At 75.8% G+C, this 14534-nt stretch carries 11 protein-coding genes; 3 read left to right on the forward strand and 8 right to left on the reverse strand.

The window, feature by feature from the left end; genetic code table 11:
- Positions 1-32 precede the first annotated feature (32 nt).
- From Q0967_RS06350 to Q0967_RS06365, 4 genes are read right to left on the reverse strand one after another with little or no spacing between them, the layout of a single operon-like run.
- Positions 33-758: an ABC transporter ATP-binding protein gene (locus tag Q0967_RS06350; protein WP_298748494.1), complete on the reverse strand. Its 726-nt coding sequence runs from the start codon at positions 756-758 to the stop codon at positions 33-35.
- Positions 751-1767: an ABC transporter ATP-binding protein gene (locus tag Q0967_RS06355; RefSeq protein WP_298748492.1), complete on the reverse strand. Its 1017-nt coding sequence runs from the start codon at positions 1765-1767 to the stop codon at positions 751-753. Before Q0967_RS06355 ends, Q0967_RS06350 begins: the two co-directional genes overlap by 8 nt.
- On the reverse strand, positions 1764-4571 hold the full coding sequence (locus Q0967_RS06360) for an FtsX-like permease family protein (protein WP_298748490.1): 2808 nt from the start codon (positions 4569-4571) through the stop codon (positions 1764-1766). The genes Q0967_RS06355 and Q0967_RS06360 overlap by 4 nt, the downstream gene beginning before the upstream one ends.
- Complete coding sequence (locus tag Q0967_RS06365; protein WP_298748488.1) at positions 4568-8209, reverse strand: FtsX-like permease family protein; 3642 nt, start codon at positions 8207-8209, stop codon at positions 4568-4570. The genes Q0967_RS06360 and Q0967_RS06365 overlap by 4 nt, the downstream gene beginning before the upstream one ends.
- Before the next feature lie 223 nt (positions 8210-8432).
- Here Q0967_RS06365 and Q0967_RS06370 point away from each other — a divergent pair, with 223 nt between their 5' ends.
- Positions 8433-8981: a SigE family RNA polymerase sigma factor gene (locus Q0967_RS06370; RefSeq protein ID WP_298748486.1), complete on the forward strand. Its 549-nt coding sequence runs from the start codon at positions 8433-8435 to the stop codon at positions 8979-8981.
- Positions 8978-9763 (forward strand): hypothetical protein, encoded by a 786-nt coding sequence (locus tag Q0967_RS06375; protein WP_298748484.1) that lies wholly within the window; start codon positions 8978-8980, stop codon positions 9761-9763. The genes Q0967_RS06370 and Q0967_RS06375 overlap by 4 nt, the downstream gene beginning before the upstream one ends.
- A gap of 38 nt (positions 9764-9801) precedes the next feature.
- Here the strand turns inward: Q0967_RS06375 and paaK are convergent, their stop codons facing one another.
- From paaK to Q0967_RS06395, 4 genes are read right to left on the reverse strand one after another with little or no spacing between them, the layout of a single operon-like run.
- Positions 9802-11124 carry a phenylacetate--CoA ligase PaaK gene (gene paaK, locus Q0967_RS06380; RefSeq protein WP_298748481.1) on the reverse strand — a complete coding sequence of 441 codons (1323 nt, stop codon included), beginning with the start codon at positions 11122-11124 and terminating at the stop codon, positions 9802-9804.
- 45 nt (positions 11125-11169) lie between these two features.
- Positions 11170-11688: a hypothetical protein gene (locus Q0967_RS06385; RefSeq protein ID WP_298748479.1), complete on the reverse strand. Its 519-nt coding sequence runs from the start codon at positions 11686-11688 to the stop codon at positions 11170-11172.
- A gap of 16 nt (positions 11689-11704) precedes the next feature.
- Positions 11705-12145, reverse strand: coding sequence for a hydroxyphenylacetyl-CoA thioesterase PaaI (gene paaI / locus Q0967_RS06390; RefSeq protein WP_298748477.1), 441 nt, complete (start codon positions 12143-12145; stop codon positions 11705-11707).
- Positions 12146-12179: 34 nt separating this feature from the next.
- The gene (locus Q0967_RS06395; RefSeq protein ID WP_298748476.1) at positions 12180-13439 is read right to left on the reverse strand and encodes a 3-hydroxyacyl-CoA dehydrogenase NAD-binding domain-containing protein; all 1260 of its coding nucleotides are present in this window, start codon (positions 13437-13439) and stop codon (positions 12180-12182) included.
- Between the two features lie 82 nt (positions 13440-13521).
- On the opposite strand from Q0967_RS06395, the gene Q0967_RS06400 reads away from it, so the two are divergent.
- Positions 13522-14319 carry a MerR family transcriptional regulator gene (locus tag Q0967_RS06400; RefSeq protein ID WP_298748474.1) on the forward strand — a complete coding sequence of 266 codons (798 nt, stop codon included), beginning with the start codon at positions 13522-13524 and terminating at the stop codon, positions 14317-14319.
- Positions 14320-14534: the final 215 nt, after the last annotated feature.

Below are 14534 nucleotides of genomic sequence, written 5' to 3' on the forward strand. Positions count from 1 at the left end.
CGGCCACGATTCCACGGTCGGGCGGGCAGGGCTCAGACCCGCCGCCCGTCGTGCAGCTCGACGACCTGGTCGGCCCGCTCCATGAGCACCGGGTCGTGGGTGGACACCACGGAGGCGATGCCGCGCTCGTGGGTGAGGCGCACCAGCAGTTCCATGACCATCGCGCCGGTCTCGGAGTCCAGCTGTCCGGTGGGCTCGTCCGCGACGAGGATGTCCGGCTCGCCGACGAGGGCCCGCGCGATGCCGACCCGCTGCTGCTGGCCGCCGGACAGCTCGTAGGGTCGCTGCCTGCTGTGCCGGGCCAGCCCGACGAGCTCCAGCGCCTCCTCGACCCGGCGGGCCCGCTCGCCCACGGCCGTGCGCTGGAGCCGCAGCGGGACCTCGACGTTCTCGGCGGCCGACAGCACCGGCACCAGCCCGAAGCTCTGGAAGACGTAGCCGATGCGCTCCCGCCGGACCGCCAGCACCTCCTTCTCCGGCAGCTCGGACAGGACCCGCCCGTCGTCGAGCAGCACCTGACCGGCGTCGGGCCGGTCGAGCCCGCCCAGCAGGTTGAGCAGGGTCGTCTTGCCCGACCCCGACGGGCCGCGCACCACGGTGAGGCGCCCGGCGGACACGTCCAGGTCCACCCCGGCGACGGCGTGCACCTGGGTGGCGCCCGCACCGAAGGTCCGGTGCAGGCCCACCGCCCGCAGCACCGACGGCGGTCCGTCGACCGCCTCGTCCGCGTCGGCGCGGTATGCCGTCGGCTCAGTCATCGTCGTCCTCCTGCGTGTCGACCGCGCGCCCGGCGCCCGTCCGGTGCTCCTCGTCGTCGGGCCAGACCTGCACGTGGGTGCTCTCGTGCTCCAGCCGCACCCGGTCGCGCAGGCCCAGCTCCTCGACATGGGCCTGCGGCAGCTGGATCCGCCCGGCCCGGTCGATGACGGTGTACTCCCGGGCGACCCGTCGCTGCTCGCCCGACTCGTCGGTCACGACGTACCGGAGCACCTCGGTCGAGGTGCGGCCGTCCCGGATCGCGACCGTGCGCCGCACGTGGTCGGAGACGGTGGGGTCGTGGGTGACCACGAGCACGGTGGTGCCGAGACTGCCGGCGGCCTCGCGCATCACCTCGAGGACCTGGGCGGAGGCGGTGTCGTCGAGCTCACCGGTCGGCTCGTCGGCGAGCAGCACGGCCGGTGAGTTGGCCAGGGCGGTGGCGATCGCCACCCGCTGCTGCTGCCCGCCGGACAGCTCGGTCGGCCGGCGGTCGGCGCAGTCGCCGAGGCCGAGCAGGTCGAGCAGGTCCTCCACCCGCCGGGCGCGTTCGCGCCGGCCGGAGATGACCGTGGGCAGGGCGACGTTCTCGGCCGCGGAGAGGAAGGGCAGCAGGTTGCGGGAGGTCTGCTGCCACACGAAGCCGACGGTGTGCCGCTGGTAGTCCACCCGCTGCGCGCGGCTCATCGACAGCAGGTCCACCCCCGCGACCCGCGCACGGCCTCCGGTCGGCCGGTCGAGCCCGGAGAGGATGCCGAGCAGCGTCGACTTCCCCGAGCCGCTGGCCCCGACCAGCGCGACGACGTCGCCGGGGTCGACGACGAGGTTGAGCCCCTGCAGGGCCTGGACCTCCACGCCCTCGGTGGAGTAGATCCGCACCAGGTCCTCGCACCAGATGTCCGGGCCCTGGTGCTCGCGGACCGTCCCGAGGGTGGCGTGGTCGTCCACGGTCGCGAGCCTGGTCGAGTCGTCCACGGTCTGCTCCTGGTGGTGCTGAGGGGTCGTGCTCATCGGTCCTCCCCGACGCGCAGGGCCTGCGCGAGGTTGGTGCGCCCGGCGAGCCAGGCGCTGGTGGTGACGGCGGTCAGGACGGTCAGGACCACCGCGCCGAGCACGGCGCCCAGCAGCGGCAGGTCGAGGTGGAGGGCGGGTTGGGTGGTCCCGCCGGTGAGGCCGGTGAGGTCGAGGCCGCGCAGGAGGACCCAGGGCACGGCGAGCCCCAGCACCGTCCCGACGACGAGGGAGGTCGCCAGCAGCGGTGCCAGCTCCCAGGCCGTGAGCGCCCGGGTCTGGCCGGGGGCGAGCCCGAGGGTGCGCAGGGTCGCGAGCAGCCGGGTCCGGGCGCCCGAGCCCATGAGCTGCACCACGACCACCGCGAGGACGGTCAGCAGCGCGGAGACCAGCGTCGCCCCGACGAAGAGCTGGCGCAGCCCGACGGTGACCGGTGCCTGGGCGAAGGTGTCCAGCCGGGTCGCCACCGTCGTCACCACGCCCCCGGTGCCGACGACCTCGGTCACGGCGTCGGCGACCGCCTCCGGGTCGGCACCCGCCTCGACCCCGACGAGCGTCGTGGACACGCTGGGCATCCTCCCCCCGGCCGCGACCCAGCGGTCGCCGTCGACGAGCACCCCGGCACCGGTGACGAGGATCCCGGGGACCTCCTCGAGGTGACCGAGCACCTCGACCTGACCGAGGCCCGAGACGGCGACGTCCTGCGCCCCCTCGGGCACCGCCTCGCCCGCCGAGCGCAACGTCATGACGCCCGGCCTGCCGTCGTCGGACCAGAACTCGGGCGGCGGGCCGTCGACGAGGTCGGAGTAGGCATACACCTGCTCCACCTGCGGCTCGACCACCCACACGCGCGCGGCCTTCCGCTCCCCGTCGACGACCAGGTCCTGGGTCGAGCCGCTGTCGGCGACGCCGCCGACCGCGCCGACCCCCGGGAGGGCCTCGATCTCGGTGCGCAGCTCGTCGGTGAGGACCGGCCCGGTGAGCCGCACCGGCGCGCCGTTGTCCTGCCACGCCGCCACCTGCGCGCCCCGGGTCACGGTCGACAGGAGCACCGCGCTGACGAGCGCCACGGTGGTCCCCAGGACGACGGCCAGGGTCGGCACGAGCCCGCCGGCCGGGTCGCGCAGGGCGCGCGCGGCCCCCAGGAACGGGGTGAGCGAGGGGCGGCGCCGCAGCACCCGGGTGAGCGCGGCCAGGGGCAGGGGGTAGAGGCGCAGGGTGAGGACGCAGGCGGCGAGCGCGACCAGCACCGGGGTGGCCGCGGCGAGCAGGTCGATGCCGCTGGCGGCGGCGTCGTCCCCGCGCGCCCCGCGGCCCAGCAGCCGCCAGGTCGCGACCCCGGCCAGCGCGACGACGGCGACCTCCACCACCCAGCGCCACCGGCTGCGGCTGCGGCCGGCGAGGTCCTGGCGCCGGGTCAGCAGCGAGGCGTCGTCGACGGAGGCGGCCAGCGCCAGCGACGGGGCGAGCGCGACCGCGGCGGAGACCGCCCACTGCCACCAGGGGGTCGGACCGGGCACGAGCAGCATCGCCGTGACGTGGCCGAGGGCGGCGGCCGGCGCCCCCAGCAGCAGACCCTCGGCGGTGATCAGGCGGCGCAGCTGGGCGGGGGAGGCGCCGCGCGCGAGCGTCATCGCCAGGCTCTGCTGCCGACGCTGCACGACGAGCCGGGCGCCCAGCGCGGCGACGGCGAGGGCCACCCCGAGCGGTCCGGCCGCCACCACCGCCAGCATCGAGCTCGTCGCCCGCTGCTGGCCGGCGATGCGGTCGAGCGTCTCGGTGAGGTCGGTGGTGAACAGCGGGATCTGGGCGGCCCGCGCGTCGCCCATCTGCTGGGCGGTGGCGAGCGGGTGCTGGGCGGCCAGGAAACCGTTGACCTGGGCGGTCAGCGCCTCGACCTGACCGGTGGTGCCGGTGATGGCCGAGGGGTCGACGGGGTACCAGACCCGCATCGAGACGGTGGCCAGCGGCCCGATGCTCCCGCGGTTCTGCGGGGACAGGAAACCGGTGAGGAACGCCGCCTCGCCCTGGTTGGGGTCGTAGAGCGTGCCCATGACCGCGGCGTTGTCGACGTGCTGCCACCGCGGGTCGTCTGGGTCGCGGGGGACGTAGGTGCCGCTGACGACGAGGTCGGTCTGCGGCACCGTGTCGCCTACCTCGAGGTGCAGCTCCTGCGCGGTCTCCTCGAGGAGCACGATCGGCACCTCCGGGGCGTCCTCGGGCTCGGGCTCCTCGGGCCCGTCCTGCGCAGGTCGGTCCGCCGACCCGCCGGCGCCCACCAGGGGCGAGGGCCCGACGACCAGCTCGGGCCAGTCACCCTCGACGAGCTCGACGTGGTCGCGCAGGTCGGGATCGACGGCGAGGCTGAGGGTCGCGGTGTAGTAGCCGGACTCGATGTCGGGGGTGAAGGGGACCTCGGACTGCAACCGGGCCAGGAGCTGCGCCGGGCCCAGGACGTCGCACAACGGCTCGGGCTGCTCGCTGCGGACCTGCTCGGCGCCCTCGACGAGGGGTGCCCAGCCGTCGGCGTCGGGGTCGCCGGTGAGCTCCTCCGCGCTTCCGACGTAGACGCTGCGCTGCCAGTCGCCGCGCAGGTCGCGCTGCGCCGCGGACAGGGCCCCGATCTCCTGGTCGAGCTGGCGGCCCTGGACGTCGACGAGACCGCGCGGCGCCGCCGTGAGCAGCAGGGCGACCAGGCCGACGAGGAGGGCCAGGCCGACCGACACCCAGGGGTCGGCGGCGAACTGGCGCCGGGCCAGGCGGGCCGCGCCCGGAGCCCGGGGTATGCCGTGACGCGGGCTCACCGGATCTCCTCCCGGTAGCCGCGGTCCAGGGCCTGCGCGCGGACACGTCCGGCGACCAGGGCGGTCAGCAGCCCGGCCGTCGCCAGGGTGACGGCCAGCAGCGCCGCCCACGGGAACGCCTCCAGCCGCAGCGCCGCCGGGAGCCGCAGCCGGCCGGGGGCCGTGGTCGACGACGCCAGCTCCGGCACCACCGCCCCCCCCACGAGCCAGCCGGCGGCCAGGCCGAAGACCGCCGCGACCAGCACCACCCCGGCCAGCTCGAGGGCGCGCGAGCGCGCCTGGGCGGCGGGCGGCATACCCAGCGCGCGGAGCACCGCGACCTCCGGGCGGCGCGCGGCCAGCAGGGTGGCTGCCACGGCCGCGACCCCGGTCAGGGCCAGCAGCACCGCACCGGCGGAGGCAACCCAGAAGACCAGCCGGGCCGCGCTCGTCGCGTCCGTCACCGAGACGGTTCCCGGCCCGGTGACGGCGCGCAGGTCCCCGCGGGCCGTGAGGGCCTCGACGGCGGCCTGCACGCCCGCGGACGGGCTGGCCCAGACCTCGTCCGGCCAGGTGAGGCTGCGCTGCTGCTCGGCGAGGACCCGGGAGGCGACCCGCGAGTCCGCGAGGGCGGCGGTCTCGCCCTGCTGCCCGGGCAGGGCCGCGACGACGTGGGTCACCACGGCCGGCACGGTGGTGCCGACGAGGCGCAGGGTGACCGGGTCGCCGACCGTCAGGGCGGCCGCGGAGGCGGCCTGCCGGGTCAGGGCGACGGGGACGGCGGCGGCCTGTGGCTCGTCCTCGGTCGTGGGCGTCCCGGCGGCCTGCCCGAGCACCGGGCCGCCGCGGTAGGTCACCCCGGGTGACACACCGATCTCGAACGGCTCCTGCCGCAGGTCGGGAACCTGCAGGCGCCACGTCGAGGCCGTGGTGTCCACCCAGGGCGGGACGTCCACCTCGTGGCTCGACTCCTCCCAGGAGACGCGGGGCAGGCCCTCCCCGACGTAGCGCTGGTCCACCTCGATCACCGTCTCGAAGGTGGGGTCCTCGACCGCCTCGGCCTCCTCCAGCAGCGGCGCGACCTGGTCCCGGTCCATCGCGGCCGTGCTGCCCCACCCGTCCGTCCCCGTGAGCAGCTCCTCACCCCCGGCGGTGAGCCCGAGGTCGAGGTCGAGGGTGGTCGAGCTGTAGCCGGAGAAGAGGTCGGGTGGAACGTCGTCCGTCGTGCCCGGCGTGCTGACCGTCACCGAGCGGACCCGGTGCTCGCGTCCGTCGGGCAGGTCGAAGCGCAGGTCGGCGGTCGTCCGGGCAGGCGTGGAGGTCCAGTCGCCGAGCGCCTGCCGGTCGTGGTCCAGCCGGGGCCCGTCGGCCTGGACCGGCTCGGACGTGACCGGTGAGGTCATGCCGGTGGCGACGTCCTCGACCAGCAGGGTCACCCGGAGCTCGACCGGCGCCGCGGCGGCGGCTACCTCGCTCTCCAGCGACCGCCGGATGGCGTCCGGGGAGTCGTCGAGGTAGTAGCGGAAGACGTCCCCGCCGGCCTCGTCCTGAGCCGGGTCCCACCCGACCGCCTCCAGCCCCTGCACGAGGCTCTCCTGGGCAGCCGGGAGCTGCTCGAGCCGGGCGAGCTCCCACGCGTCGGTGCCCCGCTCGACCACGAGCTCCGCGGTGACCTCGTCGGCACCCTCGGGGACGGTGACGGCCGAGTCCGGGAGCGGCTCCCCGTCGGCGTCCACGGCCCGGTCCAGACCGGCGGGCACGAGACCGGCCGGTATGCCCTGGGGCACGTTCGCGACCGCGCCGAGGCCGCCGTCGTCGGTCCCGGTGGGAGCCAGGGTGAGCGGCACGTCGACGTCGCCGACCCGGGCGTCCGGGTCGGACCAGACCAGGGCGGCCGCGTCGACCTGCGGCAGCGCGGCGAGGTCGGGGGGCGGCTCGGGCACGAGGCCGGGCTCGACCGTGGCGGGCGGACGGACCAGGTCGGCCCGCAACGGCGCGCCCTCCCGGACGGCCGCGAGGTCGTCGCGCAGCTGGGCGCTGGTGCCGGAGAAGAGCGCCGCCAGCGTCGTCGAGCCGGCGGCGAGGACGACGAGGACGACGGGCACGGCATACACCTGCAGGCGGCGGCTGACCTGCGCGGCGGCGAGGTGCTGCGTCGCGGCCCGGGTGGGCCCGGTGGCCAGCTCGAGCAGCCGGCTGAGCGGGCCCAGCAGGGCCGTGGCGAGGACGGCGGCGGCCGCCAGCAGCAGGGCGGGGGCGGCCCCGGCCACGAGGTCGGTGCCGAGGGTGCCGTCCTCGGCCCGGGTCACCGGGGAGCCCGCGCGGCGCAGCTGCCACCAGCTGAGCGCGGCCGCCCCCAGGACGAGGACTACCGCGGCGAGGGTCGTCGCGGCCCGGACCCGGCCCGACCGGTCGGCCACTGCCGCCCCGCCGGAGAGGCGGCGCGCCTGGAGCACGGCCACGACCCAGAGGGCCAGGGTGATGCCGGCCAGCGTCAGCAGGGCGGTGACGACGAGCCGCCCCAGCAGCCCCTCGCCGCCCGGCACGGCCTGCATCACCGCCCACGCCCCCAGGGTGCCGAGGCCCGCCCCCAGCAGCGCGACGAGCACCGACTCGACGAGCCCGCTCAGCAGGACCTGGCGCCGTGAGGCCCCCCGCGCCACGAGCAGCTGGGCCTGCGGCTCCCGGGTGGCGGCCAGCAGCCGGGCGAGCTGGGTGACGGCGAGCCCGGTGACGAGGACGAGCACCGACAGCGGGACGACCCCCAGGGCGCGGGCGGTGGCCAGGTTGGTCGAGGCCTGGCCGGCGGTGGGGGCGAGGTCGCCCTCGACCTGCACCCCCCGGACCGCCACCCCGTCGGCGTCCCGCAGGTCCGAGCGCAGGCTCTCGGCGCCGGTCGCGAGCACGCCGAGGTCCTCGGGGGTGATGCGGTCGACGTCGGGCCGCACCGGCCAGCGCACGAAGGGGGCGCCCAGCTCCTGCGCCAGCGTCTCGTCGACCACCAGCGGCCCCAGGGTGCCCTCCTCGGTCACCCCGGTGCGGACCAGCTCCTCGCCGAACCAGAAGGCGTCCGCGGGGTCCACCGGCTGCCACAGCGCGGTGACCTCGACGGTGCGGTCGTCCACGACCACGGTGTCGCCGACCGACACGTCCAGGGCCTGCGCGGCCCCGACGTGCAGGGCTCCCCGCGCCGGGGCCTCCTCGCCGGCTCCCGGCGCGTCGGCCCCGGGGGTCGACGGCCAGGCCCCCTCCAGGACCGTGACGAGCTCGCGCGGGGGCTCACCCGGCGCCAGCTCCGGGCCACCGACGAGCACGAGCTCGCCGTCCGCGTCCGTCCCGTCGACACCGACGGGCTGCGGCTCGGTCACGACGAGCCGGCCGATGCTCACCGGGGCGGGGGCGAAGGCGCCGGTGATCGTGCGCCGCGCCAGCTCGTCCTGGCGTCCCGGGTCCTCGGCCAGCCGGGTCTGCACCTGCACCCCGGTCTCGGTGGGCTCGCCCTCGGTCAGCGCGCCGCGGGCGGCGGTGCTGGCCGCGGCCGCCGAGTAGCCGACCGTCCCCGCGATGATCGCCGTCGTGACGGTCACGAGCGCCAGCAGCGTGAGCAGCAGCCCCCGGGAGGACCGTGCCCGCGCCCTCGCGAAGCTCGCCCACGTCATACCGGGAACCCTAGGCAGCCCGTCGTGCGCGCACCCCACCCGGCCCGTCCACGGTGACCAGATCGAGATGCCGACGCCATGTGCTCCCAACGCGCGGCCCCCCGGCCGAGGTTGGGTCGGGCCGGCAGCTCGTCGACGCGGGCCGGCGGGCCGTCCACCCAACCTCGGGGGTGGGCGGCGCGTTCCAGGAGAGGATGAGGGCACGAGGTGGACAGGAGGCGGTATGCCCGGACGCGCCGGCGACGACTACGTCGCCTTCGTCACCGCCCGCCAGGGCTCGCTGCTGCGTGCCGCCTACCTCGTCTGCGGCGACGAGCACCTCGCCCACGACCTCCTCCAGGACGCCCTGGTCAAGCTGGCCAGCCGGTGGGAGCGGCTGCGGGACGAGGCGCCCGAGGCCTACGTGCGCCAGATCCTCTACCGCGACGCCGTCTCGCGCTGGCGGCGCACCCGGCGTGAGCGTCTCGTCGACCACCAGGACCCCGGCGGCGACCTCGCCCGCCTCCGCACGCGGGAGCCGGTCGAGGGGTGGGTCGAGGGCGCGGCCGTGCGCCAGGCACTCGCGCTCCTGCCGCCGCGGCAGCGCGCGGTCGTCGTGCTGCGCTACTACGAGGACCTGTCCGAGGCGGACATCGCCGCGACGCTCGGCGTCTCGCGCGGCACCGTCAAGAGCCAGGCCAGCGACGCCATGCGGACGCTGCGCTCGCTGCTGCCCGACGTCGACGGCTGGGTGCCGCGGGTCGTGCGCGACGAGGAGAGGGGGAGCGCGTGAGGAGCCAGGACCTGCCGCGCCTGCTGCACCTGGCGGGCGACGAGGTGCTCGAGCCGGACCTCGCCCGGTCCACCTGGGAGCGAGGGCGACGGGCGCGCCGCCGGCGGCGCGCCCTCACGGGCACGGGGACCCTGGGCGTCCTCGCGCTGGCGGTGTCGGCGCTCAGCCTCTCGTGGTCGGGGCCGGGGCCGCTGCCGGCCGGACCCGCGGCCGGCGAGGCCGGCGAGTCCGTCGGGGTGACGGACACGGAGGCGATCGAGATGCCCCTGACCTCGTCGGCGACCCTCCCCGGGGAGCAGGCCAGGTCGGTCTGGCGGGTGCTCTACACCGCCTGCCTGGAGGACCTCGGCTACGCGGTGAGCGTCGTGCCGGGCGACGCGGGTGGGCTCGCCGCCACTCGGCAGGGCGTCCAGGCCGGGGAGCGCGACCGCGACCTCCAGCGGTGCCGGGCCCAGCTGGTGCTGGACTCCCCGGTCACGGCCGCACCCTCCGAGGCGGGGCGGCTGACCCCGCCCGAGGCGGGCCGCGAGCGCCCTGCCGAGAGCGCGGGGTGGGGCCTGGACCAGCCGAGCCGGCTGCAGCTGACCGCCCGCTACCAGGAGTACCTCGTCGTCGACGCGTGTCTGCGCGACGCCGGGCTGCCGACCTCCGACCCGCCGCCGGCCGAGGACTTCATCCAGGCACTGGTCCGGGACCAGCTGCCGCCGTGGCACCCCCACCTCGAGGCGGCCGGCCAGGGTCGGTACGGGCAGGCGCTCACCAGCTGCCCGCTCACCCCCTAGGGGCCCGCCCCCCGCCGGACGGCGGGCGGGGTCGGTGCTCAGCTCTCGCGCTGGTCCACGATGCGCCGCGCCTTGCCGACCGACCGCTCGACCCCGCCTTCGGCGAGCACGACGACCTGTGCGGTCGTGCCGATGCGGTCCTTGACCTGCCGCGCGAGCTCTTCGGCGAGCCGTTCCCGGGCGTCCGCCCCGAGGCCAGGCTCACCCTCCACGTTGATGGTGAACTGGTCCATCCGCCCGGGCCGGGACAGGACGCACTGGAAGTGCGGCGTCAGGCCCGGGAGCGCCAGCACCAGCTCCTCGATCTGCGTGGGGAAGACGTTGACCCCCCGGACGATCATGAGGTCGTCGCTGCGGCCGGTGATCTTGGCGAGCCGCCGCATACCGGGCCGGGCGGTGCCGGGGAGCAGCCGGGTGAGGTCGCGCGTGCGGTAGCGCAGCACCGGCATGGCCTCGCGGGTCATCGCGGTGAGGACCAGCTCGCCCTCCTCGCCGTCCGGCACCGGCTCGTCGGTCAGCGGGTCGACGATCTCGGGGTAGAAGTGGTCCTCCCAGAGCGTCAGCCCGTCCTTGGTCTCGACGCACTCCTGGGCGACGCCCGGCCCCATCATCTCGGAGAGGCCGAAGATGTCGGTCGCGTGCATGCCGCAGCGCTGCTCGATCTCCGCGCGCATCGCCTCGGTCCACGGCTCGGCGCCGAAGACACCGACCTCGAGCGAGGTGCTCGCGGGGTCGGTGCCGCGCGCGGTCATCGCGTCGACCAGGGCGAGGAAGTAGGACGGCGTCACCATGATGACGCGGGGCCCGAAGTCCTCGATGAGCTGCAGCTGCTTCTCGGTCTGCCCTCCGCTCATCGGGACGACGGTGCAGCCCAGCCGCTCCGCACCGTAGTGGGCGCCCAGGCCGCCGGTGAACAGGCCGTAGCCGTAGGCGACGTGCACGAGGTCGCCCGGGCGGGTGCCGGCGGCGCGCAGCGAGCGGGCGACGAGACCGGCCCAGGTGTCGATGTCGCCCCGGGTGTAGCCGACGACCGTCGGGCGCCCGGTGGTGCCGGAGCTGGCGTGCACCCGGACGCACTGCTCGCGGGGCACCGCGAACATGCCGAAGGGGTAGTTCTCCCGCAGGTCGGCCTTGGTCGTGAAGGGCAGCAGGCGGACGTCCTCGAGGCTGCGGATGTCGTCGGGGTGGACGCCGCGCTCGTCGAGCCGGCGGCGGTAGTGCGCGACGCCCTCGTAGGCACGCCGCACGCCGTCCTGCAGCCGCTGCAGCTGGGTGGTGCGGAGCTGGTCGACCGACCAGGTCTCCGCCTCGTCGTAGAGGTCGGGTCGGGGCTCGATCTCGGGCAGCTGCTGCGACGCCATGACGGCAGGGTATGCCGTCGCCGCCGGGGCGACGAGGGACCGGGGTCAGCGCCCTCCCGCGCGGTCGGACGCGCGGAGGTCCCGGACGAGCCGCGGCGTGCGCCACGACGTCACCTCGCGGGCCCAGGTCGTCGGTGGGTAGGAGAGGCGGACGAGGAAGTAGTTGGCGTACTCGAGGGCCGCGAAGGCCCAGACGCCCAGCGTCAGCAGCCACGGCCCGGGGGCGGGACCGCCGTGGACGAGGATCATCACCAGGCCCAGAGCCAGGAGCACCGGGTCGAGCACGCGGACGACGCGGTAGGCCCGTGCCACCGGGCGCGGCATGGTGCCCCTGCCGACCCACGACCGGGCGAGCAGCCAGTAGGCGCCCGCCTGGACCAGCACCACCGTCAGCGGCCCCAGTGCCCACCACAGGGTGGCTGCCTGGTCGTCGGTCCAGCGCGGGCCGACCACCGAGACGGCCAGGAGGACGAACACCGTCGCGGCGCTCAGCTCGCCGAGGCCCAGGGAGAGGAGGCGACGCCGCAGCGCCTCCCGCCGCGGCCGCCCGAGCGGCGCCGTCATCGCCGGTGCATCGCGGTCACGAGGCCGGGCGCACCGCCCGGGAGTGCCCGCGGAACTCGGCCACGACGGCACCGTCGGTGGCGCGACATACCGTGACGTCGGTGATGCCGCTGCGGCCGTAGGTCACGCGCTCGCGGGCCGTGGCGACCAGCACGTCGCCGAGGTGGGAGGGGAGGAGATAGGCGATGTCGCAGCTCGCGGCGACGGTCGTGCGGCCGGTGGCGTTGCAGGCCAGGGCGAAGGTCGAGTCGGCGAGCGTGAAGACGTAGCCGCCGTGGGCGATGGCGTGGCCGTTGACCATCGTGTCGGTGACGGTCATCCGGGTGCGGGCACGGCCCAGGCGCCGACCGGAGTCGGTGGTCTCCACGTCGAGGTCCAGCAGCTCGATGCCGAGGGCCGCCGAGGCCCGGTCCTGCTCCCACATGCGCCGGACGTGGGTGAGGTCGGGCGCGGTCACGAGGGACCGCCCAGGACGAGGGGGCGGGCGTGGCTCACAGCGCCTCGCTCGGCCGGTACCGGCCACCGGGGTACATGCCGTCGAGCTCGGTGAGCTGGGCGCGCACCGTCTCCGCCCCGATCTGCTCCAGCCAGCCGAACGGGCCCCGGGGGTAGTTGGTGCCCAGGGTCATGGCGGTGTCGACGTCCTCGGCGGTGGCCTCGCCGCGGTGGACGAGGTCGACGCCCTCGTTGACGAGCATGGCGAGGGTCCGGGCGACGGGGTCGGTGCGCAGCGGCCCGCCGACGAGCTCGGCCGCGCGCCGCTCGTCGGGCGCGGCGTCGACGGCCGCGCCGTCGGCATACGTGAAGACGCCCTGCCCGCTCTTGCGCCCGAGCCGGCCCTCGCGCACCAGCCGGCGCTGCCAGTCGGTCGGCGCGTAGCGGGGGTCCTCACCGGTCTGCCGCCACACGGACTCGCCGACGGCGAGGTTGACGTCCTGACCGATGAGGTCGGTGAGCTCGAACGGCCCCATCCGGAAGCCGGCGTCCCGCAGCGCCAGGTCGAGGGTGGCCGGGTCGGCCAGCCCCTCGGCGGCCATGCGCTGCGCCTCCCCGTAGAACGGCCGGGCGACCCGGTTGACGATGAAACCGGGGGTCGAGGTGCACCGCACCGGCACCTTGCCCCAGCGGCGCACCAGCTCGGACGCGGCGTCCAGGACCGCGGTGTCGGAGGTGCGGGCGGTGATGACCTCGACCAGCCGCATGAGCGGCGGCGGGTTGAAGAAGTGCAGGCCCAGGACCCGCCCGGGGTGGGTCATCGCGGGGGACGTGCCGCCGTGCATCGCCGCGTCGTGACCCGTGGTCGCCTCACCGACGAGGTCATCGATGGACAGCGACGAGGTGTTGCTCGCCAGCACGGTCTGCGGGCCCTGCGTCTGCTCGAGCTGCCGGAAGATCGCCCGCTTGACGTCGAGGTGCTCCACGACGGCCTCCACCACGAGGCGGACGGCCGGCACGGTCGTCATGTCCGACGTCGTGAGCGGGGTGACCCGGGACAGGGTGGCCCGGGCGTCCTCCTCGGTGACCTTCCCCTTGTCGACCAGCGTCCGGAAGGTCCGGCGCAGCCCGTCCAGCGCGGAGTCCGCGGCGCCCGCCTGGGCGTCGACGAGGACCACCGGGTGCCCGGCCTGCGCCGCGACCTGCGCGATGCCAGCGCCCATCGCCCCCGCGCCGAGGACCGCGACCGGGACCTCGGCGGGCGGGTCGAGCAGCGGGTGCGGGCCGTCGGTCAGGGGCGAGTCGTCGTCGGTCACGCGCCCATGGTGCCAGCCCTGCCGGACGGCCGGCACGTGGTGTTGACTCTCCCACGGTGTCAGGCTCTGGAGTGGGGTTGTCATGTTGAGTATCGGAGAGTTCGCCCGTCTGGCCGGGGTCTCGGTGCGGATGCTGCGCCACTACGACCGGCTCGGGCTGCTGCGCCCGCAGCAGGTCGACGCGTTCACCGGCTACCGCTCGTACGCCGCCGCCCAGCTCGCCCGCGCCAACCAGCTCGTCGGCCTCAAGGAGCTCGGGTTCACCCTCGAGCAGGTCGGGGTGCTGCTGGACGCGGACCTGAGCGAGGCCGAGGTGGTCGCGCTGATGCGCGCCCGCCGCGACGAGCTCCGCGGGCAGATGGCGGCCGACGAGCACCGGCTCGCGGCCATCGAGGCGAGGCTCCGGTCGATCGAGAAGGAGAACCCCATGTCCGACTACGTCGAGACGTCGCTGCCCGGGCTCAGCCTCGTGCAGCTGTCCGTGCACATCGAGGAGATGGCGCAGATCGAGGAGGAGATCAGCGGCATGTTCCAGCAGGTCAACACCGCGATCGGGGCGCTGCCGCGCAGCGGTCCCGGTGTCGCCACCTACACGCTGGACGGCGACGGCATGATCGCCGCGGCCGCCGAGCAGATCGGTGACGCGCCGACGCCCGAGGGGCTCGAGGCCGCGCTGCTGCCGCCCGCCCCGAGGGCGCTCACCGTGCGCTACACCGGGCGGGACCTGTCCGGCATCCAGCAGGCGTGGCAGGGCCTCGTCGCCGAGATGGAGGCGCGCGGCCTCACGCCGACCGGCACCTGCCGCGAGGTGTACGACGTCACGCCCTTCGACGGCGCCGGCGCCGGCTGGTCGGTGGACCTCCAGCAACCCGTCGCCTGAGGGGTCCGCACCAGAGCGTCCCGTGGGAGTCGTGACCATTGCCGACTTCCGCGGGACGCTCATGGGCCTGGTGCCGCGGCGACGACGCTCGCCACGTCGCCGCAGGGCAAGCCGGCGTCGCCCCAACCCGCGACGGTCCCGTGGGAGTCGGGCAGAGTCCCGAGTCCCACGGGAGGTTCGCAGGGCTGTGGACGACCTTCGCCCCGGGAGGTCTA

The sequence above is a fragment of the uncultured Serinicoccus sp. genome (assembly GCF_947500995.1).
GTDB lineage: Bacteria > Actinomycetota > Actinomycetes > Actinomycetales > Dermatophilaceae > Ornithinicoccus.